General features: G+C 58.7%; 26 protein-coding genes. 18 read left to right on the top strand and 8 right to left on the bottom strand.

Annotated elements, in window-relative coordinates:
• The first annotated feature begins 9 nt into the window (after positions 1-9).
• The 14 genes from ACJ8MK_RS04570 to ACJ8MK_RS04505 all read left to right on the top strand — a co-directional run bounded on the left by ACJ8MK_RS04570 (position 10) and on the right by ACJ8MK_RS04505 (position 15,220).
• A complete protein-coding gene (locus ACJ8MK_RS04570; protein WP_442517549.1) occupies positions 10-903 on the top strand; it encodes an alpha/beta hydrolase in 894 nt (297 codons plus the stop codon).
• The gene (locus ACJ8MK_RS04565; protein WP_393961789.1) at positions 900-2,129 is read left to right on the top strand and encodes an ABC transporter permease; all 1,230 of its coding nucleotides are present in this window, start codon (positions 900-902) and stop codon (positions 2,127-2,129) included. Before ACJ8MK_RS04570 ends, ACJ8MK_RS04565 begins: the two co-directional genes overlap by 4 nt.
• A 79-nt stretch (positions 2,130-2,208) precedes the next feature.
• Entirely contained in the window at positions 2,209-2,892 is a 684-nt protein-coding gene (locus ACJ8MK_RS04560; protein ID WP_193138568.1) for an outer membrane lipoprotein-sorting protein, read from the top strand.
• Between the two features lie 9 nt (positions 2,893-2,901).
• Positions 2,902-3,819: an alpha/beta hydrolase gene (locus ACJ8MK_RS04555; RefSeq protein ID WP_442517548.1), complete on the top strand. Its 918-nt coding sequence runs from the start codon at positions 2,902-2,904 to the stop codon at positions 3,817-3,819.
• Between the two features lie 13 nt (positions 3,820-3,832).
• Positions 3,833-4,981, top strand: coding sequence for a hypothetical protein (locus ACJ8MK_RS04550; protein ID WP_442517547.1), 1,149 nt, complete (start codon positions 3,833-3,835; stop codon positions 4,979-4,981).
• A gap of 64 nt (positions 4,982-5,045) precedes the next feature.
• Positions 5,046-6,521: a class I adenylate-forming enzyme family protein gene (locus ACJ8MK_RS04545; RefSeq protein ID WP_442517546.1), complete on the top strand. Its 1,476-nt coding sequence runs from the start codon at positions 5,046-5,048 to the stop codon at positions 6,519-6,521.
• 36 nt (positions 6,522-6,557) lie between these two features.
• Positions 6,558-7,709, top strand: a complete 1,152-nt coding sequence (locus ACJ8MK_RS04540) for a hypothetical protein (RefSeq protein WP_442517545.1) — start codon at positions 6,558-6,560, stop codon at positions 7,707-7,709.
• On the top strand, positions 7,696-8,757 hold the full coding sequence (locus tag ACJ8MK_RS04535; protein ID WP_442517544.1) for a hypothetical protein: 1,062 nt from the start codon (positions 7,696-7,698) through the stop codon (positions 8,755-8,757). Before ACJ8MK_RS04540 ends, ACJ8MK_RS04535 begins: the two co-directional genes overlap by 14 nt.
• Positions 8,750-9,577, top strand: a complete 828-nt coding sequence (locus ACJ8MK_RS04530) for a hypothetical protein (protein ID WP_442517543.1) — start codon at positions 8,750-8,752, stop codon at positions 9,575-9,577. The genes ACJ8MK_RS04535 and ACJ8MK_RS04530 overlap by 8 nt, the downstream gene beginning before the upstream one ends.
• Positions 9,577-10,098, top strand: a complete 522-nt coding sequence (locus ACJ8MK_RS04525) for a hypothetical protein (protein WP_442517542.1) — start codon at positions 9,577-9,579, stop codon at positions 10,096-10,098. The genes ACJ8MK_RS04530 and ACJ8MK_RS04525 overlap by 1 nt, the downstream gene beginning before the upstream one ends.
• A 2-nt stretch (positions 10,099-10,100) precedes the next feature.
• The gene (locus tag ACJ8MK_RS04520) at positions 10,101-11,072 is read left to right on the top strand and encodes a hypothetical protein (RefSeq protein WP_442517541.1); all 972 of its coding nucleotides are present in this window, start codon (positions 10,101-10,103) and stop codon (positions 11,070-11,072) included.
• Between the two features lie 10 nt (positions 11,073-11,082).
• The gene (locus ACJ8MK_RS04515; protein WP_442517540.1) at positions 11,083-12,894 is read left to right on the top strand and encodes an acyl-CoA dehydrogenase; all 1,812 of its coding nucleotides are present in this window, start codon (positions 11,083-11,085) and stop codon (positions 12,892-12,894) included.
• Entirely contained in the window at positions 12,887-14,203 is a 1,317-nt protein-coding gene (locus tag ACJ8MK_RS04510; RefSeq protein WP_442517539.1) for a hypothetical protein, read from the top strand. Before ACJ8MK_RS04515 ends, ACJ8MK_RS04510 begins: the two co-directional genes overlap by 8 nt.
• Before the next feature lie 96 nt (positions 14,204-14,299).
• Positions 14,300-15,220, top strand: a complete 921-nt coding sequence (locus ACJ8MK_RS04505) for a DUF808 domain-containing protein (protein WP_033653484.1) — start codon at positions 14,300-14,302, stop codon at positions 15,218-15,220.
• Between the two features lie 42 nt (positions 15,221-15,262).
• Here ACJ8MK_RS04505 and ACJ8MK_RS04500 read toward each other — a convergent pair whose 3' ends face one another.
• The 6 genes from ACJ8MK_RS04500 to ACJ8MK_RS04475 form a co-directional block, all read right to left on the bottom strand.
• Positions 15,263-15,346, bottom strand: coding sequence for a membrane protein (locus tag ACJ8MK_RS04500; RefSeq protein ID WP_016928643.1), 84 nt, complete (start codon positions 15,344-15,346; stop codon positions 15,263-15,265).
• A gap of 103 nt (positions 15,347-15,449) precedes the next feature.
• Positions 15,450-15,989 carry a GNAT family N-acetyltransferase gene (locus ACJ8MK_RS04495; protein ID WP_033653482.1) on the bottom strand — a complete coding sequence of 180 codons (540 nt, stop codon included), beginning with the start codon at positions 15,987-15,989 and terminating at the stop codon, positions 15,450-15,452.
• 158 nt (positions 15,990-16,147) lie between these two features.
• Complete coding sequence (locus ACJ8MK_RS04490) at positions 16,148-16,960, bottom strand: MetQ/NlpA family lipoprotein (RefSeq protein ID WP_060428949.1); 813 nt, start codon at positions 16,958-16,960, stop codon at positions 16,148-16,150.
• 130 nt (positions 16,961-17,090) lie between these two features.
• Positions 17,091-17,942, bottom strand: a complete 852-nt coding sequence (locus ACJ8MK_RS04485) for a DUF1460 domain-containing protein (protein WP_442517538.1) — start codon at positions 17,940-17,942, stop codon at positions 17,091-17,093.
• 104 nt (positions 17,943-18,046) lie between these two features.
• Positions 18,047-18,589, bottom strand: a complete 543-nt coding sequence (locus ACJ8MK_RS04480) for a GNAT family N-acetyltransferase (protein WP_442517537.1) — start codon at positions 18,587-18,589, stop codon at positions 18,047-18,049.
• Complete coding sequence (locus tag ACJ8MK_RS04475; RefSeq protein ID WP_442517536.1) at positions 18,589-19,050, bottom strand: acyltransferase; 462 nt, start codon at positions 19,048-19,050, stop codon at positions 18,589-18,591. Before ACJ8MK_RS04475 ends, ACJ8MK_RS04480 begins: the two co-directional genes overlap by 1 nt.
• Positions 19,051-19,255: 205 nt before the next feature.
• Between ACJ8MK_RS04475 and ACJ8MK_RS04470 the strand changes: the two genes are divergently transcribed.
• Positions 19,256-19,846, top strand: a complete 591-nt coding sequence (locus ACJ8MK_RS04470; protein WP_033637547.1) for a Yip1 family protein — start codon at positions 19,256-19,258, stop codon at positions 19,844-19,846.
• Positions 19,847-19,903: 57 nt separating this feature from the next.
• Here ACJ8MK_RS04470 and ACJ8MK_RS04465 read toward each other — a convergent pair whose 3' ends face one another.
• Positions 19,904-20,755, bottom strand: a complete 852-nt coding sequence (locus ACJ8MK_RS04465) for an EamA family transporter (protein WP_197807141.1) — start codon at positions 20,753-20,755, stop codon at positions 19,904-19,906.
• Between the two features lie 598 nt (positions 20,756-21,353).
• Between ACJ8MK_RS04465 and ACJ8MK_RS04460 the strand changes: the two genes are divergently transcribed.
• The 3 genes from ACJ8MK_RS04460 to ACJ8MK_RS04450 are packed head-to-tail and all read left to right on the top strand — an operon-like array spanning position 21,354 to position 24,047.
• On the top strand, positions 21,354-22,070 hold the full coding sequence (locus tag ACJ8MK_RS04460; RefSeq protein WP_033653477.1) for an ABC transporter ATP-binding protein: 717 nt from the start codon (positions 21,354-21,356) through the stop codon (positions 22,068-22,070).
• 16 nt (positions 22,071-22,086) lie between these two features.
• Positions 22,087-23,043, top strand: coding sequence for an ABC transporter substrate-binding protein (locus tag ACJ8MK_RS04455; RefSeq protein WP_049212819.1), 957 nt, complete (start codon positions 22,087-22,089; stop codon positions 23,041-23,043).
• Positions 23,040-24,047: a FecCD family ABC transporter permease gene (locus ACJ8MK_RS04450; protein WP_033647054.1), complete on the top strand. Its 1,008-nt coding sequence runs from the start codon at positions 23,040-23,042 to the stop codon at positions 24,045-24,047. The genes ACJ8MK_RS04455 and ACJ8MK_RS04450 overlap by 4 nt, the downstream gene beginning before the upstream one ends.
• A gap of 13 nt (positions 24,048-24,060) precedes the next feature.
• On the opposite strand, the gene ACJ8MK_RS04445 is transcribed toward ACJ8MK_RS04450, so the two are convergent.
• Complete coding sequence (locus ACJ8MK_RS04445; protein ID WP_442517535.1) at positions 24,061-25,584, bottom strand: flavodoxin domain-containing protein; 1,524 nt, start codon at positions 25,582-25,584, stop codon at positions 24,061-24,063.
• Positions 25,585-25,589 lie beyond the last annotated feature (5 nt).

Below are 25,589 nucleotides of genomic sequence, written 5' to 3'. Positions count from 1 at the left end.
GAACCGACATTGATTGATTTCAACAGCTACACCGAGCAGGCGAAGCATTACGATGAGACGATTGAAATCGTTGCCAAAATCACCGCCGGAAGCGTCGAAAATCTGAGCTATCGGTTGTATCGGCAGAGCGCCGAGCCAACTGACGTGATCATCGTTTATCACGGCGGCGGCGTTAACCGTGACGCTGGTTACGATATTCTTGCGCGTCAACTTGCCGCCTTTCAAGGCGTGGCGGTTTGCCTGGTTGATATTCGTGGGCATGGCTGTTCCGCCGGTGAACGGGGAACCGTCGAGCAGCCTGAGCGTATCTGGCGCGATGTCGATGTGATGATGGTGGAGATGCGGCGCTATTTCCCTCAGGCACACAGGCATCTGTTCGGCCATTCCAGCGGCGCTGGAATGTTGCTTAATTATTTTACTCGTTATCCTTTCGAACAGCGTGCTGACAGCTTGATTATGCTGGCTCCGGAACTGGGGCCGTTCGCGGGCACGACGCGTAATGCGGCATTGAGCTTTGCGCAAGTGCGCCAATGGCCCTTTATCGTCAATGCGCTGAGCGGCGGGCGGTTATGCGGGCAGTTCCGCGCCGTCAAGTTGAATTTCACGCCAGAGGTGCTGGAAATGGCCCCCAGCTTTGTGCGGCAATACAGCGTCAACATGGCCAATGCGCTAACGCCGCGCCACCCCGGCAAGCAGTTGGCGGAGTTGCCGATTCCGACGTTGCTGTTGGCCGCTGCGCAGGACGAATTATTTAGTCCGCAGGCGATGCGTGACTTTGCCGGGAAGTATGGCAACGGCCAGCTTGAGTTTCGCTTTATTGAGAATAGTACGCACCTGGACTGTGTGTTTAAAGCCCACCGTTATATCCATCAGTACATTGCCGGCGAGCTGCGGGGGGCATGATGGTGCGGTTAAAGTTGGCTTTGCGAAACCTGTTTCGAAACAAAAGAAGAACGCTGGTTTCCGTCACCAATCTGGCGTTGGCGTTGGCCGCAATCCTGCTGTTTTCCGGCTTTTGCGAGTCAATGTATCAAGGGTTGCGTGAGAGTATGATCCGCTCTCAGCTTGGTCATATTCAGTTATTCAAACAAGGTTTCAATCAATTCGGCGCTTTGAGCGATGCCGGCATGCTGCTGCCGGAACCGTTGAAAAATCGCATTGTGGCGCAGGCGCAGGCTTTGCCCGACGTAGAAATCGTTACACCGCGGCTGGAAACCGACGTTTTAATTACGAACGGTGATGCGCAAATGTCGTCGCATATCGTCGGGATCGATCCTGACAAGGAAGCGGTGCTGAGTTCGGCGATCCAATTGCTGCAGGGAAGCAACCTGTTTCCTGAACAGCAGGACGGCGTATTGTTGGGCGCGGCTCTGGCGAAGGCGCTGAAGGTTAAAGTGGGTGATAGCCTGACGCTGTTGGGCACGGCGGCGAACCAAACCATCAACGCGATGGACGTGACGGTGATCGGCATTGTCACCACTGGCGTGCAGGAGCGGGATCTGCGGACGGCCTACGCCAATTTGTCGTTGGTGGAGAATTTTCTCTTGAGCAAAGGGGCGACTCGCGTCGTGATTCTGCTTAACGATACGGCGAAAACCGATCGGGTATCCCGGCAGCTGCTCCACAGCTTGCAGAATGACGGTTCGGACTTTGAACTGCGCACTTGGAGCGAACTGGCTACCTATTATCATCAGGTTGTGGGCCTCTTCAGCGCAATTTTCACCTTTGTTAATGTGATTTTGCTGGTGGTTGCGGCCTTTGCCGTCTCTCATGCCCTGTCGATGAATGTGGTCGAAAGAACGCGGGAGATCGGCGTGATCAGAGCAATTGGCGCCAGCCGTAGTGAAGTCGTCGGTCTGTTCGTTATGGAAGGGGGAATGCTGGGCGTTGCGGGAGGCGTGCTGGGTGTTCTGCTGGCTTGGACGTTGGCGGCTCTGCTGAATCAATCCGGTTTGATGATGCCGACGCCACCCGGCAATACCGTGACGTATCCACTGAGAATTCTGCTTACACCGCACATGTGTCTGTATGCATTTGTCGCCAGCGTATTCACTGCGTTGGTCTGTAGCGTATTGCCCGCGGCGCGGGCTGGAAAACTGATCATCATAAGAGCGCTCAACCATGCATAGTTCAATAAGCCGACGCCGGTTAATCCAGTTGGGTGTCGCTGCGTGTTTACTGCCCGCGATAGTATTTAACGGCCAGGCGATGGCAGAACAGAAAGAGGCTCAACAGTGGTTCCGTCAACTTGGTCTGTTACGCGGCTTGCCCGGAGCCTTTAGCTTCACGCTGGACGTCACGTCTTACCGCAACGATGCGGTGGACGGTGAAAACCGTTTGGAGGTGATGTTTCAGTCTCACCAGCAGGTTTTGGTGCTGTTCCGCCAGCCCCAGAGCGCGGCCGGCCGGCGGATATTGGTCGACGGTGACAACATGTGGCTGACCTTGCCGAGTTCACGGCGGATACTGCGGATCTCTCCGAGTCAGCGCCTGCTGGGGGAAGCGAGTAATGGGGATGTCATCAACACCAACTTTGCGGATTACGTGCTCAAGCAACAGCGCGATGTCGTAGAGAACAATGCGCGGTTCATTGAGTTGACGCTGGTGGCGCAAAGCAGCAATCAAAGCTATCAGCGCGTGGTTTATCTGATCGATCCGGCGACGTCGTTGCCGCGTGTCAGCCGCCATTACACCGCAGCCGATAAGTTGATCAAAGAAATTCACTACGAACGTTATGTGACGGAGCAGGGGCAGCCGCGAGTTGAGCGTATGCGCCTGGTTAATCCGATCTTCAGCGATCGCTATACCGTCATGACGTTGGGAAAATTTACGCCTAAAGATTTTCCCGTCGGCATCTTCAAAAAAGAGAACCTGCTGAATTTGGTGATTTAGGGAGCCGGCATGCAGAACGAAGATGAAATTGACGATTTTCCGGTTCGGGATGGGTGTCGCATTAGCTGTCGTATCTACCGCCATGCGCAGCCACAGTCAGTGCTCTTGCTCTTGCCGGGATTTGGTTTAAGCAGCGACGATTATATTTCATTTTGCGAGCGTCTGGTGAAAACCAGCCCGACGGTTGTCTACAGCCCTGACTTGCGAGGGCATGGGAAATCACAGGGCGCGCCGGTGGATGTCGCCTATATCGGCCAATTGCAGGATGACTTGAGCGACCTGTTGACGGCGATCAAATACCGACACCCAGGGATACCGCTGGTGTTGGCGGCCCATTCCGGCAGCAGCTCTTTGGCGATTGCCCATCTGGCTGCACGGCAGGATTCGGCGGTTCGGGCGTTATATCTGATCGCGCCGGTATTCTTTGGATACATGGAGTTTGATAGGCAGGTTAAACCCGCGTATCGCTACATTTACTATGGCCGATACCGTTGTTCGCCGCATGAAAATGTGGCTTCGCAGTTTAACGTCAATCAGCAGTTCCGCTATTCGCTGAAGCGGCACCTGATCGCGGCAGCATTGCCGTTTCAGCGCAAAATATGCGTGTTGCAGGTGCGGCGCGACGAAGAGCAGCCGTGGAAAAAATACAGTTTTCGCTTTTTGCAAAGTTACCGTTGCCCCCACCTTCAGAGCGCTTTGGAGAAGATCTCGGTGCCGGTACGGGTTTTGGTGGGCGCCGAGGATGAAGTGATGTTGCCTGATGCCGTGGTCAGCACGTTGAACTGGCATCTGGCCCCCGACATTTTACGTGAAATGCGGTGCCTCAGAGGCATGGGGCATTTCAGCATTCTGGCCGTGTCCGCTCTCTTGGTCAGCCAATGGTTGCGCATGACCATGGCTGAAATAGATGGCAAGAGACAACAGTAAAGGGGGGAGCCGCATGGAGAGAATCTATGGTTGGTTTGGTGCAAGCGGCCCTGCTATACCGGGCGAAATGCAGCAAACGGTTTATCATATTGATGGGAGTGTAGCAGGGCAACTCTCTGAGTCGGCTTTAGTTTATTGCCAGTGGGACGCCGGGCGGCGTCTGTTGATCCTGTCGCGAACGACAGAGGCGGCCTTGCCGCTGTATTACTTATGCCGGCATGGGCAGCTGTTGTTTTCCAATCACTTGCCGTGGCTATTGTCGCAGCTGGGCGATGTGGCTTCGGCAATCGACATGAACTGCCTGGCCGATCTGGCGATCGTCGGTTTCGTTGCGGCACCGCGAACGCAGTATCGGGATGTATTCCAACTGCCGCCCGCCGCACAACTCCAGTGGTGCTGGGGAGAGGCCACGCCCAACGTGGCCTTGTTGCAGGCATCGCGAGCTGCACCACCGGCCGTCGGCGTTACTCTCAGGCAGCGGCAGGGCGGGAAATCGCCCGACATGGTGCAGTTGTCCGATAACGTGATGATGTATAACGCGATTCCGCATGGCGCTGCAATTCTTGGCGAGTCGCATGGCGATCCGGCATTGTTGCGGTTGTCATTACATATGCGCCAACTGCGCACAGAGGCCGCGCATTTTCGGCTGGGGGCAGGTGCGCAGGCGCCTGAGGCTTCGGCTCTGCAACGGTTGTCGGTGCCCTGGCTGAAACGTCGATGGCAACGCCGTTTGCATGATTATTGGCAAACCACCCGAGTGCCTGAAATAGCGCGATGGTTTGCCGCAGAAGAAACGATGTCGGAAGCCGAATGGCTCAGTGCGCTGATTGCCAGTGAACGGCAACGCATCATTCGTCTTATGGCGCAAGCTTATCAACAGCAGGCCGATTTCTATTACGCCGCCAAGGAGACGGAACTGCATTTATCCGCGGAACAAGTGGATGAAAGTTTTAATTTGGATGCGCCAGAGGCCGGCAACTTATTCTGCCATGCCGTTCTGCTGGGAAAGTCATCGCTAAAGGTGAAACGATATATGACGTTATCACCCGACAAAATACGGCGTGAATGGGGTAAAGAAAGCAATAGGCAATTGATAGGGATGATCTGCGCGATTTCATCGTTGGACTATCTTGACAGATTTTATTATCGCCTGCCTGTTTGATGCTTGAATAATTATTAACTCGCTGTTAATTCAATTTAAACAAACTATTTTTACAGTAGGGATTATGCACAGCCATATAAAGCATTCACTCGCAGATATATATAACGAATTAGCCAATGGTTTGCCGATGCCAGATATTCGCGCCGTTGGTGAACAACCGCTGACATTGGCCATGATTGAACGCTGGCGCGCGGCGCTGATCGCGCGCGGTGTGATGCACGGCGATCGTTTGCTGCTGTTGGCTCACCCGAGCGCCGCCAGCGTAGCGATAATGATCGCCGCCTGGCATGTGGGCGCGGTCGTTTGCCCGTTGCCGCCGCAAACGCCTTCGCCGGCGCTGAACGTTATCGCTCACGACTGCGGTGCGGCCTTTGCTCTCGATGGCGCCAGTGAAGCGTGGTTGGAGACGGAGGGCGAGCCTTCGCCGCGGCAGTTTATCTACCGCACGGCGCCGGCGGTAACCGGCAGCGATCTGGCGTTGATCATCTACAGTTCCGGCAGCACCGGCGCACCTAAGGGGATCATGCTGTCCCACAACAATGTGCTATCGGCGCTGCGTTCAATTACGGCCTATCTGCAATTGCATGACAAGGACACGATCCTTTCCGTACCGCCGCTGCATTTTGATTACGGTCTGTATCAGGTGCTGTTCGGTTTCGCGGTGGGATGCCGGGTACTGCTGGCGCCGCCGGGCTGCAACGCCATGCAGCTGTTGAAGTTGATCAAAACGGAACAGCCGAGCGTGTTGCCGCTGGTGCCGGCTATCGGCGGAGGTCTCGCGAAGCTGGGCAATGCGCTGCGCCAGCAGCATGACTCGATTCGGCTGATCACCAATACCGGCGGCCATTTGCCCGTGGCCGTCGTCCAGAACCTGAAACGCGTGTTTCCGCAGGCGGCGGTATTGCTGATGTACGGCCTGACGGAATCCAAACGCGCTTTGTTCTTGCCCGCAGAGTTGGCGGCCAGTAAGCCTGACTCGGTGGGGAAACCCATGCCGGGTTTGGAGGCGAAAGTTTTCATTCAAGAGTGGCATGACGGGCGCCAAATTTTCCGCGAGTGTGCGCCTGAAGAAGTCGGCATGCTTTATGTGCGGGGCAGCTCAGTCATGCAGGGTTATACCCGAGAAGAAAATGGCGCTGGCGCACGCATGATTGACGGTGCCTACCGTGACGATAATTGGTTGGCGACCGGCGATCTGTTCCGTTATGACCTGGACGGCGACTTCTATTTTTGCGGGCGAGAAAAGGAATTGATCAAGCAAGCAGGGTATTGCCTGTATCCGCGCACGCTGGAAGCGGTTGCCGAAAGCCATGAGTTGGTCATCGATTGCGCCGTCGTTGGCGTGAGCGATGCGGATGGCGATGAACATGCCTGTTTGTTCGTCAGGGCCGAAGGCCACTTGGAAAAGCATGATCTTTTGGCGTGGCTGAAAACCCATTTTGAACACCACTACTTACCCCGCCGTATCGAAATCATCGAGCACTGGCCGATCAATCAGAATGGGAAAGTCAATAAAAAGGCATTGTGTGAGTTGCTATGAAAATGGTTAATCAAATTATATCTATTCGAGGGTAATGTGACAGAGCTAATAAAAAAACTGGCTGACGGCCTGGCAGGGGGGCATTATTCTTTTGAGTCTCCGTGCTATATCTTTGATCCCTGCCTGATTAATAAGAATTTGGATGAACTTGAAGACTGCCTGGGGACTAAGGTCATTATTTCCATTAAGGCAAACCCGAATGTGGATGTGAATTTGCGTTTGGTGCATCGTCAGGGCGGGGTGGAGGTCGCCTCATTGAAGGAGTTGAACCTGGCGGCGCATTCTGCTCAGGTTTATATCAATAATCCGTCAATGGACAGAAACCTGATGCGTGCGGGGATTGCGGCGAATGCTTATTTCATCGTCGATACGCTGCAGCAACTCAATAGCCTGGTGGAATTGGCGGGTAAGCGGCCGCTGAAGCCGGTGATTCTGCGCTGCAACGTTGCGGTGATTGCTCAGCTGCAATCCGGAGCGCCTGCGATTCGCAAAGATCATTTCGGCATGGATTTGGAAACGCTATTCGAAGCAGTACGTATTATTCGGCAAAGCGACAAGCTGAAGCTGCATGGATTCCATCTGTTTGCCGGCTCTCATACCTTCCTGCGTTTTGGCACTTTGGTGGCCGAAACCGCATTGTTGTTACTGCCGCAGATCGAAGCGCGTTACGGCGAGAAGATATCGTTGATCAATCTGGGCGGCGGTTTCGCTGAACGCTGGTCGGAACAAACGGCAGGCTTCGAAGCCTATCGTTCTCTGCTGGCGAAGTTTCCGAGCCATGTCACGTTGGTCCATGAGGCCGGACGGGCGGTGTTTGCCTCCAGCGGCGTCTTTATGACCAAAGTGGTGGCGACCAAGCGGGTGGCCGATCAGCACTACACCATTTGCGACGGCGGCATGAATCAGAGCTTCCTGCTCTGCCAGACGGAAAACAACTTTCGGAAGTTACGCCAACCTTATCTGGTGCGCCAAAACGAAGGTGAGGCGTGCCTCCCGGCGGGCGGTGCGGAGCATACGGTCTTGGTGGGATCGACCTGTAGCCGTGACGATGTCATCGGTCAATACGGCGACCGGAATGTGAAAGCGGGCGACATCTTCCTGTTTGACCACTGCGGCGCTTATCACAGCACGTATACCGTTAGCCGCTTCCTGGGGTTAAAGGAGGCGACGCATTATGTCATCTCATGAAACGTTAGCGAGTATGCATAGTTATGGTGAATGCATCACGCGGCATCTGGCGCGGTATGTCGCGATGCCGGCGGCGACGCGCCGGTGCTTGAATGACAGCGTATTGCGTCATCTGGACTCGCGCATGTTGATTGAAGATCCCCTGACGCCGTTGCAGCCTTTGCTAGAGGCGACCCCATTTCCTCTGCCGGCGATGGCCAGTCTGCCGGTGCTGGATGAGCATGTGGATGCCGTCGGCAGAGAGGGATTTGGCGGCCATTTCCTGAATATCATCGGCCTGTTCGGCCATATCATGCTGACGCTTGCCGGGAGCGAGCGGCAGAATGAGCAGGTCAGACAGTGGGTTGCCGAAGGGAAGCGCGGCGCATTCCTGATGACAGACGCCGGTGGTCCATCGCTTCATCAGTGGCGTTCGCAGGTTATCGGCGATGCGGCGCAAGGCAGCCGGATAACCTTGGATAAAGAGTGGGGCATCGGCGCCCTGGAATGCGAGTTCGCGATCGTCGTGTTGGCGCGTCCGGGGCAGATGATCCCCCAGGCCTATCTGTTGCCGCCTGACGCCTGCGCTCAACTGAATCGCCAATCCATAGGCGCCGCTTATCTCGACGGCCGCGTTCAGCTGGGCAACTGCCAGGGGGATATGGCAAGCGATCCCGATTGGGCCTTGCGCCGTGGCGGGCTGATGGCGGTGAAACAGTTTTTGACCTTTGTGCGCCCGCGATTTGTGCGGGCGTTAATGCAACATCTGCATTGGCTGGAGGCTCAAGGCCGGTTGTCGCTTGACGAGCAGCAAAACGAGATGCGCACCTATCTTGAGGATGTGGCGCGTCAGCTGTCTGAACAACAGAGCTTCACCCGTTATTCCGAAGATGATGTGATGGCGCTGAAGTTCAGTTCTAACGCCTTGTTGTTCGATTTGGTCGAGAAGCAGCGCGTCCCCCAGTTGATGGATCAACGCGACCTGCTGGGATTCACGAAAATGGAGGGGAGTTCTTACCGCTGTCTGTTGGAGATTTGGCAACGCAATCGGGGGAAGAAGCATGCATGAGCTGCGTCTGGCCCGAGCGGCCTTTACACGTTATTCTCGCCCGCTGATCTCCACGTCGGCCGCGTTGGAGCAGCTGTCGCCCGCATTGGCGGAGGCGGTTGGGCAGCAGGTCGCCCATTGCTTGACCGGTTATGACGGACCTCCGCCCGATCGGCACTTTCTCTGTTCCACCATCATGGACTTGCCCTTCGCCAATCGGCTTATCGATTGGCGCACGTTGCAACAACAGATGCGTCGTTATACCGACGCCGCACCGGATACGCTGGTGAACGCGTATGAATGCGCCAGCTGGGGATACTGCCTGCGGCAAGCGCTGATTGCACCGCAACCGGTCTCTCGCGTGATGTGCACCATTGTCGATCTCAACCTTATGGATCTCTCTTTTTGGCAGCAGAACCCCAACTGGGGCGCTTCCGGGTTTGGCATTGCGACGCTGTTGTTTAACGTCGAACCCGGTGCGGCGAAGCATCTGAATGTCGGCGTGGCGAAAAGCGCGAACTTCATCGCCGAGTTCAGCATCGCGGTGCGTCAATGTTTGGAAGACAAAGCGGCGTGCAAACTGGCCCTGCCGTTCTTTCCTGAACAGGTGACCCAGCTGTTTCAACGTTTATTGCCACAGGCCGACGCGCTGCCGGATCTTCACCCGCAGCTGGGGCACTGTTTTGGCGCCGATCCCTGGATTTCCTTAATCGAGCACGCCAAAGAGGCCAGAGACGGTCAACGGTTTTTGGCCACGTCTGTCGCGCTGAACGGCTATTGGGCGATGGCGGATGTCAGCCTTGAACTCGGCGGTGTTTATCGTTTTACGGAGGTCGGGTGATGACTGACTGTCTGGCTTTTTACGGTAAGTTTTTAGGGCGTCCGTTCCCTTACGGCGTCAGCCGGGCGAACGCAATGGTGTTGCCGATGGAACAGGCGGAGGATTATGAATCGCTCAGCCGGATGCCTAAGCCAATGCGCCAATCGCCGGTACTGTGCAGCTTCTCGGAAAAATACCTGTTGCTTGAACAGATCGTCATTGCGGCATTCGCCCACCTGCATTCGCTGGATCGCTGCGTCATGACGGCCATGATGCCGGGCGGCGTTCGGCTTCCGGCGCGTTTGCTGATGGAGGACGTTTTTCTGGTGCATCACGTCGACGATGAGGCCGAGCGACTGCGGCAAGGCGGGTGCAGTGTGTTGGTGATAGAAGAGTCGATCATTCGTCATCCGCTGGAGGCAGGGGACAACACCTTGCATCTGCGCTGGCTTGGCGCTGAGCAGGCAACCGCGCGCCAGGACTGGAGTGGGTTTTTGCGCGTCTTATCCGGGCTGAACATTGCGCCGGCGGGCGGAGCCTGACGATGAACGGCGTTGCATTACATGGGATACGGCTTTTTCCCTGGCCGAAATCACGCTCTTTCCTGCCGACGTTGCCCCCACCGGGAAGCGAGTTGCCCGGCGCTGAGCTCATCCTGTTTTGCAGTTCCGGCGAGGTTGAGGTGCTGCAGCAACCTTGGGTGGTTGAATGGATGGCGAGAGAAGTACGGCGGGGGACGGCGCCGCGACGCGCTTTTGTCTCGATGGCTTGCGCAAGCTGGTACGCCGCAGTGCTGGAGTTCATGCGGAGCGATTGCCGCAGCGCCGAGATTTGGGTCATTGAAGCCTGCGCGGATTTTATTCAGGAACGCTTGGATTGCGCGGGGTTGGGGCGAGGCGGCGAGGGATTATTGGCCAACGGCGGCGTGGCGTGCATCAGCCTGTGCAAGGGCGAGGCGCGGGAAAGCGGTGTGCGTCTCGGTGACTGTGCGCTGTTTTCCAAACCGGCGGGGTTACGGGGAACCGAACTGCTGATCAAACGTTATGCACAGTGGCTGTTGGCGCATCAATGCGGAGATGAACGCGCCGACTGGGTGTCCTTCGCCATCGAGACCCACTGGTCCAGGCAACTGCAGGCCGGTTTGGCGCTGTGGGGGAAAGACGCCATGAGAACGTTAGTCTCCCAACCGAGCCTGGAACAGGGGAAAGACCATTATATGGCGCTGAAACCCCTGCATGAACTGGCCACTCATCTTCAGCGTCCCCTGGTTCGCCCGGTGATCCTGACCACGCTGGCCGCCGGCGGGCGAATTGGCTGCGCTATTTTTCGAGCCTGTGGAGATGATGCGGTGAACGCCGCGCCGGCGGGGGATATTTTGCCGATTCGTCTGCCCCCCGTCGCGCTGCCGAGCGGCGCCCCTCCCCGTTACTGCGAGCGGGAATACCGTTATCGCGACAACGAATATTTTCTGACTGAGCTGGATGAGTCCGGGCCAGCCTTACTGATGCATTCATAATGGAGCTTATATGAAAAACTTACCTGTTTATCGGGCGCCGTTGGCTGACATTCGTTTTGTCATCTGGGAACAAAACCAGCTTGAAGAGAGCCTGGTCATCAACTATCCGCATCTGACGCGCGCCAGGGTTGACCGGGTGTTGGAAGAGGCTGCCGCTTTCGCGCAAGACGTGCTTGCCGACAGCTATCAGCAGGCAGACAGTCAAGAATGCTGGATGGATGAGCAGGGTAAGGTGCATGTGCCTGAGAGCTATCCGTCGCTGTTGGCCCAATTCCGGCAAACCTGGGGCGAGCGGCTGAAGCCGCAAGACCAGGGCGGATTGGGGCTGCCTCCTCTGGCGCAATATGCGGTATTGGAGATGTTTATGGGGGCTCATCCCGCCTTCATGACCTATGTCGGTTTCAATGGCCCGGCCATTCAGCTGTTGACGCGCTATGGCACGCCGGAGCAATTGGCGGAGTACGGGCCGGCCTTATCCGAGTATCGCTGGACCTCCTGCTTATGCATCACCGAAGCCGAAGCGGGTAGCGATCTCAGCCGCCTCGTTACCCAGGCTGAACGGCAAAGCGATGGCCGTTACCTGATCTCCGGGGAGAAACGCTTTATCTCGGCGGGCATGCATTCGTTGGCTGAAAACATTCTCTATTTCGTGTTGGCTCGGGTTAAAAACGGTCCGCAGGGCATGTTGGGCTTATCGTGTTTCATTGTGCCCCAGTTTGATCATGGCGCGGATAATCAGGTTCGCTGCCGTGAGGTGGTGAAGAAAATGGGCCTTAAGGGATGCGCCAATACCCATTTGCAGTTTGGTGAAAACGGGAAGTGCTACGGCTATCTGATGGGCGGGAAAGAGAACATCGGGTTGGTGCAACTGCTGAGCATGATGACCCCGGCGCGCATCAGTACGGGTATTTATGCCCTTGGGATGGCTTCCAGCGCCTATCTGAATGCGCTGGACTATGCGCAAAAACGGGTTCAAGGCAAACAGTTCGATCGGGCTATGAGCGCCAGCGCGCCTTCTCTGCCCATCATTGCGCACCCTGATATTCGCCGCATGCTGTCAAAAATGAAAGCGCAAACCGAAGGGTGCCGTGCGCTGTTGGGCAAACTGGGCATGGCGGAAACGGATTATCGCACCGCGTTACAGCGTGGGGAGCAGACGGCGGCGGAGAAACACCTGGCCTTTTTTGAACTGCTTACGCCGTTGGTGAAAGCCTACTGCTCCAACGAGGCCTGGAACGTGGCGGAGAACGCTATCCAGGTGATGGGGGGAAAAGGGTACCTTAGCGCGTATCCGGTTGAGCAATATGCACGCGATTGCAAAGTCCTGTCGATATGGGAAGGCACCAACCATATTCAGGCGCAGTTCTTGTTGCGTGACAAGTTGGGGATGGGGCTGCGAGAAACGCACGCCTTGCGGGAGCTACGCGCGCGGCTGGATGCGTTCGTCGCACAGGTGAAGTGCCAGGCTGAGCTGGCGCCGCTGACGGAGGCGTTGTTGACGGCGCAACAGGCCTTGGAGGGGAGTTTGACCGAATTGGGTGACGCCGTGCGGCAGGGGCACTTACTGAGCGTACCGGCCTGCGCCAATGTGCTGATGGAAATGGTGGCGGAACTGATTATCGGTTGGTGCCTGGTTGAGGCGGCGTATTGCGCTCGCACCCTGACCGATCCCGTTTTGCGCGACGGGAAGCTCGCCACGGCGCGTTATTTCCTGTCTACGGTATTGACGTTAAGCGGGGCGAAAGCGCAGCAGGTACGTTATCTGATCCAGGCGGACAGCGTTTCCAACGTGGCCTTCTCGTGGAATACGGCTGATGCCTGAGCGGATGATCAAAAACGCGGCTTTAGCCGCGTTTTTCGCAGCCGGAGTGACGCCGGTTTTCGCAATGGAATGGCGGCCTGAACTGCAGGCTCAAGGGCGTTACTCGCAGCAAGAGTACAACGCGGGATCCGCCCTCTCTCCCCAACGTTTTAGCTCTGCCGGCCGCGCGTTTTCGGACGTGGATGTGCTGTTTTCCCCGACGCTGATTGTCGACCAAAATCTACAGGGATTTTTGGGCGCGGCGGCGGGCTGGCAGAGGGCGGGGGACCATGAGTCCCACGAGCTCCGGTTACTGGAGGCGGGAGCCTCACTGAGTAACGATCAACAAACGGAACGTTTTACGCTCGGTAAAATGAAGGTGCGTTGGAGCCAGGATAGCGTCTATCACCCGCTGGATCTTTTCGGCCGGTATAACCAGCCCAAAAGCAGTCTGGGGGTTAATGAGTTCGACGATTTTAAAAAAGAAGGCAACGTCATGGCTCGCTGGCAACGTACCGGCGACGTCCTGTCCCATGACGTTCTCTTGGTTGAGGCGGATAACAACGCGTGGATGCCCGCCGCGCATCAGGTCGCATGGCGAGGCGTCATGCAAAGCGGAGAAAGCGAGTTTAGTCTGATTGCGGAAAAATCGGCGAACTACCGCCCGCGCTGGGGGGCGGGGCTCAGCCAGGGGATGGGTGAGCAATGGACGTTATACGGTGAATATTTGCTCAGTCGCGATCGGGACATTCCGGTCTTACGGCAGGTACAGCCTGAAATTCCGTTGGCGCCGGGCGTGGCGTTACCGGCGCTTTACGATTACCAGCGGGATGATAAACAGAGAAATTGGCAAAAATTATTGCTGACTTTGCGCTATTACGCCCAGGTTGGCGGCAGCGTTGAAGGCAGCCTGTTTTACAACGGCCACGGCCTCAATCGTCGCGAGTGGTCACGGTGGGAAAGCCGACAATGGAGCGCCGCGGAAACCTTGACCGATGCTCAATTACGGCCCTACCTGGCCGGGGGGAATCCTTATATCCCCATGTTGGGCGACTCCGCTCGCCTGATGCAGGATTTTTACTTGCGCAGGTTCTATGCTTCGGTGCGCCTGGATAGCCTGGAGCATTTTACCCAGGGGCGGATCGAAATGAATATGATCTTCGGCCTGGAAGACGGTAGCAGTTCATTGTGGATGGCGGGGGAATATCCGCTGAACGAGAAATTGCTCGTTAAACCCTACCTGATGCTGCAAAGCAACGTGCGTGGCGAAGGGCAGATGGCGCCGTTGAGCGCGTTGTTCGGGCTTAATTTTACTCTGGCGCTGCTTTAATGTTGCGTGGTGATTTCGTCCATCCGCCTATTTGAATCCCATTGCAGCTATGCTAAAGAGAATGTGATTGCAATGATTTCAATAAGGATACGCACTTTGGCCGGAAGCAGTTTATTGACCCTCATCGACGACATCGCCTCGTTGCTGGACGATGTCTCTTTGATGACCAAGATGGCGGCAAAAAAAACCGCTGGGGTGCTGGGGGACGATCTGGCGCTCAACGCGCAGCAGGTCACTGGCGTTAAAGCTGACCGCGAACTGCCGGTGGTGTGGAGCGTCGCCAAAGGTTCGCTGATCAACAAGGCGATCCTGGTGCCGCTGGCGCTGCTGATCAGCGCTTTCGCGCCCTGGGCGATCACGCCGCTGCTGATGGTGGGCGGCGCCTACCTGTGCTACGAAGGGTTCGAAAAGGTGTATCACAGCCTGAGCCAAGACAAGCAGGCGCATGAGGATAAGCAAGACGGACCGGGCGCCAATGAGGATGTGGCGGCCTATGAAAAGCGCAAGATAAAAGGGGCTGTGCGTACCGATTTCGTGTTATCCGCCGAGATTATCGCCATTACGTTGGGCACCGTCGCCGGCGCCACTTTCAGTCAGCAGGTGATCGTGCTGTGCGGCATCGCGCTAGTGATGACGCTGGGGGTTTACGGCATCGTCGCCGGTATCGTCAAGCTGGATGATTTGGGGCTGTACCTGAGCCGCAAGGGCAGCGCGTTGGCGCGCGCCGTCGGCGGCGGCATCGTGCGCGCCGCGCCTTATTTGATGAAAACGCTGTCGATCGTCGGCACAGTCGCCATGTTTATGGTCGGCGGCGGCATCCTGACCCACGGTCTGCCGCCGGTGCACCATCTGTTTGAGGACTGGGCTTCCTACGCTACGGTGGTGCCGACGTTGGGGCATATTTTGCAGGGTGTCATTCCAGCTCTGCTGAACGTGGTGTTCGGCGCGATTGCCGGCGGCGTGGTGCTGGCGGTGGTGTCGGCGCTGGGCGCGGTGCGCGCGCGTTTCAAGGCATGATGAAAAGTCTCGCCCCGCAAGGGGCGGGACGGAGCTGACGCTTTAAAAAATCAGTTTGAGAACGCCGGTAATCGTCAACAAACCCACGATGAAGATGATGGCGACAATCCACAGAATAATTTTCATTTACTTCTCCCTTACCGGTTAAATGTGGCGCACGATTGGCGCTAACTTAATGAAATCACTCTTCACTATAGACGCTAACTTCCTATCGTGCGTCGCCATGTATTCAAGGATGCTGACTGTCGCCCGCGCCCAGCGCGCGCTGCATGAGGTGGGTGTCGCGCCATTCCCCCAGTTTGAACCCCACGGCCTTTAACGTCCCGACGCTGGTAAAGCCGAGCGACTGGTGCAGCGCCAGCGAACCGCGGTTGGCGGCGGAATCGCCGACGATCGCCAGCATCTGGCGCCAGGGGCCTTGCTCGCAGCGGGCGATAAGCTTGCTCAGCAGCGCCTTGCCGACGCCTTTACCCTGTTGCCCCTCGGCGATATACACCGAGTCTTCCACGGTAAAACGATAGGCCGGCCGGGGCCGATACGGCGTGGCGTAGCAGTAGCCCACAATATGGCCTTCGCTTTTCGCCACCAGCCAGGGCAGCCCGGCTTCTTGCACCTTGCTCAGCCGCAGCTGCATTTCCGCCAGGGGCGGCGGCTGTTCTTCAAACGAGGCTGCACCGTACAGCACGTGGTGAGTGTAAATTTGCAGCACGGCGGCCATATCGTCCGGCGTGGCATCGAGGAGGCTGAGTACGGGAGCGGAGAGCGTCATGGTAATGCCTGTTTACCTTGGAAATCAGCGGATAAACGCCATTATGCGCGCCGCTCGCCGCCGGGGTAAATCGGGTTTTCTTATGGTGAGATAAGAAAAGGCGATGATGATGTGGCAGGGGCTCTTTGGGGAGAGCCCCTGTGGCGCTGTGCCTGGAATTACCAGCCTTTCACCGCGCCGCCGTTGAAGATTTTCTCGGCGGCCTTGGCCACTTCGTCCGACTCATAGGCCTTGATGAAGTTCTGCACGTTCGGCGCGTCCTTGTTGTCTTCGCGGGCGACGATGATGTTGGTGTACGGCGAGTCTTTATCCTCGATGAAGATGCCGTCTTTGGTCGGCGACAGGCCGGTCTGATTGATGTAGGTGGTGCTGATGACGGCGACGGTGACCTTTGGATCGTCCAGCACGTGCGGCAGCTGCGCGCCTTCCAGCTCCATGATTTGGTAACGGTGCGGGTTGGCGCTGATGTCCAGGGCGGTGGGCAACAACCCCTTGCCTTGTTTCAGCGTAATCAATCCGGTTTTTTCCAGCAGCAGCAGGGCGCGCCCCAGGTTGGTCGGATCGAGCGGGATGGCGATCACCGCGCCGTCCGGCAGCTCTTTGAGCGATTTTATCTTTTTGGAGTAGCCGGCCATCGGGAAGACAAAGGTATTGCCGACCGCCACCAGCTTATAGCCGTGATCTTTGTTTTGCTGTTCGAGGAACGGGCGGTGCTGGAACACGTTGGCGTCCAGTTCGCCCTTGTCGGTGGCGTCGTTCGGCAGCAGCGAACCGCTGAAGCCGACCAGCTCGACGTCCAGCCCGTATTTCTCTTTCGCCACTTGCCTGGCGACTTCCGCCACGTCCTGTTCCGCGCCGTTGATGACGCCGACCTTGATATGGTTCCGATCGGTTTTTTGATCGCAGCCCTGAAGTGCCAAAACGGCGGCAAAGGCCGCCGCCAGAGGGGTGATACGCCAGCGTAAGGTCATCGAGGTCTCCCTGAAAAGAACAATAAAATCAGTTGGTTTTTGTTCTTACAGCTAAGCTTGAACCGCCGATGAAGTCAAACGCTCGCTCAGCATAAACGGCTATAGCTTATAGCCGTTATGCGGCGGGGGATTATCGGCTGAGCGAACGCAGCACCACGATGCCCGGCGTGGCCATCACGTAATCCATAAAGGGCGAATCGACCACCCGCATGTTGGCCTTGCGCGATGAGGCGTTGCGCAGCACCGGGCCGTTGTCGGTCATCACGAAGATGCCGGTGTGGGTCACGTCCAGCCCGTCCAGGTTGGTGTAAATGCCGATGTAATCGCCGGTGCGCAGCTGGGCCAGCACCTTGTCGTCGATGCGGTCGCTGGGGATATAGGTCACGCTGCGTTGTACGTCGGGCAAGCCGGGCAGGTAGCTGCCGCCATCCGCTTTGCGGTTGAGGGTTTTCACGAGGGTGACGGCGTGCGGGCTGAGCCGCGCGGTGATGTCTTCAGCCACTTTTTTCGGCCGCTGCGCCCAATCGGTGAAGAAGTGTTTGCGCTGCGGGAAGGCGATTTTGCCGTCGACGTAGCGAATGTCTACCAGACGCTGTACGAACTCGCCCTCGCTGCGGGCGGTGCTGAGCGCTTCCACATAATCGATGTAGGTGAAGCAATCCAGCCCGCGGAAGTCGATCACCAGCTGCTTGGGCGTGCTCTGCGAACCGATCAGGCGGTTGGCGAGATAGGGCGTGCCGAGAAACTCGCGCGAAATCAAATCGACGGTGCGGCCATGCGGCTGCGTGGCGGGCCAACCGGCGCGCAGCGCGAGGATCTCATGCAGCTTGCTGCGGGTGCTGGCGTCCATCTGCGGTTGCACAGCCGGCGGCGAAACGGTGACGTCGGTCGGCGGCGTTGCGGGGGAGACGGCGGTGGGGCGCTCGGCGCATCCGCTCATGGCGATAGCTAACATCAGTAAAACAACCTTGTTCTGGTTCATACGGCCCTCCCTGGGTGTCGCTGGCTTATCAGAGTCAGTGATAACAGTTCTCATCCGATGGTAGGGGTTAAAAAGTAAACATAGCCTCAATGGCGGCCGATAAATCAGTAACCGATTTCGCTATTGAACGGCAAATACCAGAACAGCGCGATTTCGTGATCGGCGATCTCCGGCTCGGCGCGGTACAGCAAACGGTCGATGCCGCCGAGAATAAACCCGTAATGCTGGTAGCAGCGACAGGCGGCCAGATTGTTGTTCTGCGTTTCGAGCATCATACCCGAGGTTTCCTGCTGCCGCGCCCACTGTTTGGCGCAGTCCAGCAGCGCCCCGGCGATGCCCTGACGGCGCGCGTGAGCGCTGACCGCGATCTCGTCGATCAGGGTGTAACCGTTCCAGTTTTTGCTCAGCGTGATGTGGCCAACGGCTTGGTCCTGGCGATACGCCAGGAAAGTTGCGCTGTCTTCGTTGGCGAACGGCGCCAGGGGATACTGTTTGCGAAACGGCGCCACCGGGCGGGTTGGCCAGCTGTCGACCGGGGTGTCGAACTGCGGCAGGGCGTAACAGCGGATGGTAAAGCCGAAATCGCAGCGCGTCAGGTAATCATCGGGCAGCGCCTCAATGGCCGCAATGCGGATGGCTGCGGTCATTACGGTAGCTCTCGCAGCAGGCGCGCCGGGTTGCCGGCATAAATCCCCTTGCGGGTGATGTCGCGGGTCACGACCGCCCCGGCGCCGATCACCGCGTCGCTGCAGATCTCCACCGCCAGGATGGTGGCGCCGGAGCCGATGGACACCCGATCGCCGACGCGCGTGCGCCCCCAGCTGGCTGGATCTGCATTGGGCGCGCCGTCTTTGAACAGATCGTTGGCGAAGGTGACGCCGTGGCCGACAAAGCACGCTTCGCCGAGGGTAACGTATTCGCAGATAAAGCTGTGCGACTGAATTTTACTGCGTGCGCCGATGCTGACGTGGCGCTGGATCTCCACGAACGGGCCGACGAAGACATCGTCGCCGAGCCGGCAGCCGTACAGATTGCAGGGCTCGACAACGGTGACGTTGCGCCCGGCGTCGACGATCCCCGCCTGGCGGGTGGTGATAACGGATGACATGACCTTCCTCGCAGCCTGGTTTTTATGGTGGGAGTATAAGACAAAGCGCCGCAGCGTTGCGCTTTCCGCACGTTTTTTCGCCGAAAGACTATAATGAGTACAGGGGAGAGAGCCCCGTGGCCGCAATCCTCGCACGGGTAGCAGTCCGTCGGAGGTGTGAAATTCGTTCGCCGATCGCGGCCTACGGCGAGATAGGAGGTGTCTCATGGTCAGTCATGTTTGGGGACTTCTGGCGCATCCCAGCGCCGAGTTCGAACAGATCAAAAACGAGAATGAAAGCGTCTCGCACCTATACACCCATCACGTGTTGCTCTTGGCAGCAATCCCGGTGGTCTGCGCTTTTATCGGCACCACCCAGCTGGGCTGGCTCTCCGGCGAGGGACATGCCATCAGGCTCGACATGTTTACCGCGCTTTATACCGCCGTGGCGTTTTACCTGCTGATGCTGGCGGGCGTAGCGGCCATGGGGAAAGTCATTCACTGGATGGCGCGGCGCTATGAATCGCGCCCCAGCCTGCACCGCTGCATGGTGTTCGCCGGCTACGTGGCGACCCCGATGTTCCTCAGCGGGATTGTGGCGCTCTATCCGGTCGTCTGGCTGTGTCTGTTTGTCGGCATTATCGGCCTGTGCTATTCCGGCTATCTGCTGAATCTGGGGATCCCGCACTTCCTGAATATCGACAGTAAGGAAGGGTTCATCTTCTCCAGCTCGACCTTCGCCATCGGCATTCTGTTGCTCGAGCTGCTGCTTGGGGTGACGGTGCTGCTGTGGGGGTACGGTTCCTGGTTATTCTGAGTTAACGGCTGTTGTTGTCGCCCCCGCGCCGGTGGAACGGCGCGGGGGCTTTTGCTTTTATGCGCGGCGGAAAACCAGCATCACGCCGAGCACGATGCCCGCCATGCCCAGCAGGCTCAGCGCCGCCAGCGCGTGGCCGAGCAGCAGGTAGTCCAGCAGGGCGGTGACCGCCGGGATCAGATAGAACAGGCTGGTGACCTGCACCAGGTTGCCGCGCTGGATCAGGCGATACAGCAAGAAGGTCGCCAGCACCGAGATCACCACCGCCATCCACAGCAGCGGCAGCACGAACGCCGGCCGCCATTCGACCCGCAGCGGCTCAAACGGCAGCGCCAGCGTACACATCAGCAACCCGACGGCATACTGCAGCGGCAAGACCGCCAGCGGCGGCTGCGTCATGCCTTTTTGCAGCAGGGTGCCGGCGGTCATGCAGCTCAGCGCGATAAAGGCGAACAGCATGCCGCTCAGCGAGAAGTGGGCCACCATCAGGCTTTGGTACACCACCAGCGTCAGCCCGGCCATCGCCAGCGCCAGGCCGAGCGCCCGCAGCCCAGTGCAGCGCCGTTCAGTGATGAACTGGGTGAGGATCGGCTGTACGCCGAGCAACGTGGCCAGCACGCCGGGCGTAATACCCTGTTCCAACGCCAGCAGATAGCAGATTTGATAGCTGCCGATCATCAGCACGCCAATCAGCGCGACGCGCCGGCGGGTGCCGGGGGCGGGCAGGCACTGGCGCTGCCACAGGCCGATGGCCAACAGCACCGCCAGCGCGATGGCGCAGCGGAAGAACAGGAAAGCGAAGGCGGAGGCGTGCTCCAGCCCCCAGCGGGAGAAGATCGCGCCGCTGCTCCAAAGCAGGACGAACAGCGTAGCCAGGCCGGCATTGGCCCAGAGAGAAGGTAATCGCATGTCAATTTCACCTGTCGTGAAAATTACAGGCTCCGGCGTGCGTAGCGGTCTACGCCTGAACGCAACAGATCAATAAGCCGGAGGTAAAAAGTCGGTTTGGCTTAGCGCACGACCACAATGCGTGGCGGGTAAGCGGCAACCGCTGAAACGACAGAGGAAACGGCGGGTGGAGCGGAAGAAGCACACAGCAAAACGGCGGCCGGAACGGTCGCGTTTGTCGGATCTGTGCTGTGCGCCAGGTAGGCCATGTGAGTTCCTGAAAACCGGGAATGAAACTAATCGCTCAAACATAACTAAGTTCAGCGGGGCGTGCAATCGGAAATCGCAGTGATTTAAATGATAATGAAAATCATTATCATTTATTGAGAGGTATGTTATGTTGCTTTGGCCGCGCAGTTTTGACGCAGAGGGCGCGGCTTGCTCTTGCCTCGGTTCACGCAATGCGTGCGACGAAAGACGCTGCGATTCGCTTTTGCAGAAGGCGCGTAATCGTGGTAAAAATATTGATATGTTATAATATAACAATTTACGCATAATGAATTCAGTTCACGACATCCTCCACGTTGATGGGATTAGCCTGACCGCCCACGGCGGGGCATTGATACTCGACAACATCCATTTCGCGCTGCGCGCCGGTGAGAAGCTGGCGGTGATCGGCCCTAACGGCAGCGGCAAGTCCAGCCTGTTGCGTGCCCTGATCGGTGAAACGCGGCCGGACAGCGGCGGCATTTACTGGCGAGGGCGCGCCTTGTCCGCGTGGCCGGCGGCGGAGCGCGCCAGAAGCATCGCCTTTCTGGCGCAAAACGATTCGCCGGATTTGCGGCTGTTGGTTGAGGACTACGTGGCGTTGGGCCGTTTGCCGCATGGCGCATGTTCTGCGACGGGAAAGCGCATCGTTGATGAAGCCATCGGGGAAACCGGGTTGGTGCCGCTCAGGCGCCATCCGTTGGGGCGGCTCTCGGGCGGCCAGCGCCAGCGTGCCGCGCTGGCTCGGGCGTTGGCGCAGTCTCCCGATCTGCTGTTGCTGGATGAACCGACCAATCACCTCGATCCGCCCGGGCGCTCGGCGCTGCTGTCGTTAGTGAAAAATAAAGACATCGCCGTGATTGCGGTCTTGCACGATCTGCCCGTGGCAGAGGCGTTTGCCGATCGGATCCTGGTGCTCAACGAAAGCCGTCAGGTGGCCTGTGGTACGCCCGAGGCGGTGTTGCAAACTCCGGTGATTTTGCCGGTGTTCGGCATGAACAGTTTCAAGGTGGCGCATCCCGTCAGCGGGAAAACGCTGCGCATTTTTGACGTTCCCCATTGCGCTTGATCAACCAGAGAGAAACATGAACGCACGCGTATTCATTCTGCTTCTGCTGCTGGCCGCCAGGTCGGCGGCGGCCGAACATTTTCCCGTCACCGTAGAAAGCTGCGGTGTGCCGGTCACCTTCAACCAGGCGCCGCAGCGCGCCGTCATCAACGACATCAACATGGCCGAGATGGCCTTTGCACTGCATCTGCAGGATCGCATTGTCGGGCTGACCGGCATCACCGGCTGGTACAAACTGACGCCCGAATTCAAGGCCGCGATGGGCACCATTCCCGAGCTGGCGCCGAAATATCCCGCTTTGGAAACGCTGCTGGCGGCACAGCCGGATTTCTTCTTCGCCGGCTGGAATTACGGCATGAAGATCGGCGGCGACGTCACGCCGGAGAAGCTCGCCCCGTTCGGCATCAAAACGCTGGTGCTGAGCGAGAGCTGCGTACAGGCCGGCGGGCGGCCGCAGAAGGCCGATATGAACCTGCTGTATGACGATGAGCTGAAGCTCGGCAAGATTTTCGGCAAGCAGCAAGAGGCCACCGCGCTGGTTGAGGGCTGGCAGCGCCGGTTGGCTACGCTTCCCGCCAGGCCGGCGGGCCAGCCGCCGCTCAAGGTGTTCGTCTATGACTCGGGGGAGGAGAAGCCTTTCACCAGCGGCAAATACGCGATGCCGACGGCGATCATCGAAGCGGCGGGCGGCCGCAACGTGATGGACGGTTTGCCGGCGAGCTGGACGACGGCGTCCTGGGAGGCGGTAGCGGCGGCCGAGCCCGACTTCATTATTCTGCTGGATTACCAGACCGGTTCGGGCGCCGATGCGCTGCGGCGCTTCCTCGAGTCTCACCCGTTGATGAAATTGACGCCTGCCGTACGGCACCACCGCTATCTGAAACTGCAGTATGCGGAGCTGACGCCGGGGCCGGCCAACATCGGCGCAGTGGAAAAGCTGGCGCGGGCGCTGTACGCGCCGGAGGCTGAATGAACTCGCCGACTCGGCGCTTTATGCTGCTCGCACCGCTGGCGCTGTCGGTATTGTGCGGGCTAATGATCTGGAGCCTGCAGCTGGGGAGCGTCGCGCTGTCATGGCGGCAGGCGTTTGCGGCGTTAGGGCTCGGTTCGGCGCCGCTTTCCGGCATGCTGGACACCATCGTCGTGCAGCTGCGGGTGCCCAGGGCTTTGTTGGCGGCGTTAACCGGCGCCGGACTGGCGATGACCGGCGCGCTGCTGCAGACCACCACCCGCAATGAGCTGGCCGATCCTTTTTTGTTTGGGCTCTCTTCCGGTGCCTCCGCCGGCGCGGTGCTGGTCATCACGCGCTTCGGCGATGCGCTGGGCGTACTGACGTTGCCGCTGTCCGCTTTCGTCGGCGGCGTTTTGTCCGCATTGGCGGTGATGATCCTGTTTCGCGTCAGCCGGGTCAGGCGCGCCGAGCAGCTGATCGTCTGTGGCCTGGCGGTCTCATTTTTGTTTAGCGCGCTCACCAGCTACCTGGTGTTTTCCGGCGATCAGCGGGCGGCCGGTTCGGTGTTGTTCTGGTCGCTCGGTGGGCTGGGGCTGGCGCGTTGGGATAATCTGTTCATTCCGCTGGTGAGTTTCGTGCTGCTGGCCGGGTTTACGGCGCTGCGTTGGAGGGCGCTGGACGCGCTGCTGGCGGGCGAGCAAACCGCCCATTCGATGGGGGTCAACGTGGCGCGGCTGCGCACCGAGACCTTTCTGTGCTGCGCACTGTCCACGGCGTTTCTCGTTTCGCTGACGGGCGTGATCGGCTTTGTCGGGCTGATGGTGCCTTATCTGGCCCGGCGCCTGGTGGGCGTGCGCCACCGATTGTCCGTGCCGATGTGCGGCATGCTGGGGGCGATGCTGCTGACCGGCGGCGACATGCTCAGCCGCAGCCTGATCCCCAATCAGGAACTGCCCATCGGCATCATTACGGCGGGGCTGGGGGGCGCGTTCATCGTGTCCTTGCTGCTGCGCGCGGAGCGGTGAACGCCGCCCTGTCTCAATAGAGCTCCAGATGCAGGCGCTGCTGCTCAATCAGCGTCTGCCACAGGTTTTCCGCCCCGCAGGCTTGCTCCAGCGCCGTCGCCACGGCATGTTCCAGATACTGACGATTGCCGCACAGGTAGACATGCGCGCCCCGCCGCAGCAGGCCGCTGACGACACCGGCGTGATCGTCGATGGCGTGTTGCACGTAATACTTGTCGGCGGTGTCGCGCGAGAAGGCGGTGATGAGCCGCGTGAGTACGCCCGCCGCGTTCAGCGTGACCAACTCCTCGCCATACAGGAAGTCTTCATCGCGCCTTTTCTCACCGAAGATCAGCACGGTTTCACGCCGTTCGCCCTGGGCGGCCATTTCGCGCAGTAAGCCAATCAACGGTGCGATGCCGGTACCGGTGCCGATAAGCAGCACCGGTACGGTGGTATCGCGCGGCAGGTAAAAGCCGGGGTTGGCGCGGCAGAAGAGGCGGAAAGGGCCGGGTTGGCTGAGCAGCCAGCCGGTCGCCGTGCCGCGCCGGGTGCGGCCGTCGCGTTCATATCGTACGTCGCGCACGCACAGGTCGAGGCTCTCTACCCGCGTTACTGAAGCGATGGAGTAGGCGCGCGGCAGGCAAACGGGCAGCAGCGCCAACAGGTTCTCCAGCGTGACCGTCTGCGGCGGGCAAAAATCGTGCAGCACGTCCAGCAGATCGGCGCCGTACAGATAGCTCTCCAGGGCTTTGCGCTGGCGGATCTTGAGCAAGCCTTTGAGCTCTTCGCTGTCGGCCAACTGCGCCAGTTCGCGCAGCGTCGTTTTGCTGAGCTGGCGCAGTTCCCGGCGGCGCAGCGCGTCAGCGGCCTCCGGCCTGCCGAGCCAGTCAGCCAGCCGGGTCAATAATCCTTCGTCGTTCTCCGGCAACAGATAGACGGTATCCCCAGCCCGGTAAACGATGCCGCTGCCGGCGATATTCAACCGCAGGTGCCAGGCCTGCGGCGTGCGTGCGCTGAGCGGCCGCCGTTCCAGGAGGGCGGCGCTGAACGCATGGTCTTCGCCGTAGGCGGTCACGCGCAGATGCAAATCGCGGCCGGCCTGGGCATCACCGGCCAGCACCTTCTCCAGCGTCGTCAGCCAGGTTGCGAAGAACGGTTCGAAGTTAACGTCAGCGTCGACGCGATTGATGATGGCGCGGGCGCCGTATTGCGTCAGACGTGCATCCAGCGCCTGCGTGAAGCCGCAGAAATGCGGGTACGCGGTGTCGCCGAGACCGAAGATGGCGTAGCGCAACCGGTGGCGATCCGGCCATTGCGCCAGCGCGTCGGAAAAACGCTCGGCGTTGGCGGGCGGTTCGCCGTCGCCAAATGAGCTGGAGACGATCAGCAGGGCGTCACGTTCGCCCACATCGGCGGGCTGGATGGCGTTGAGTTCTTTCACGACGGGGCGGTAGGGTTGCAGGCTGCTTTGTTCACCCAGGCGCATCGCCAGCGCCCGGGCGTTGCCCGACTCCGAACCGTAACCAATCAGGATGCGTTCGATAAGGTCGGCCATGGCGG

The sequence above is a fragment of the Serratia sp. CY38905 genome (genome assembly GCF_052168875.1).
GTDB classification, from domain to species: Bacteria; Pseudomonadota; Gammaproteobacteria; order Enterobacterales; family Enterobacteriaceae; genus Serratia; species Serratia sarumanii.
Note: the sequence above shows the minus strand (reverse complement) of the source record. Positions and strands in the feature narration are given on the sequence as shown.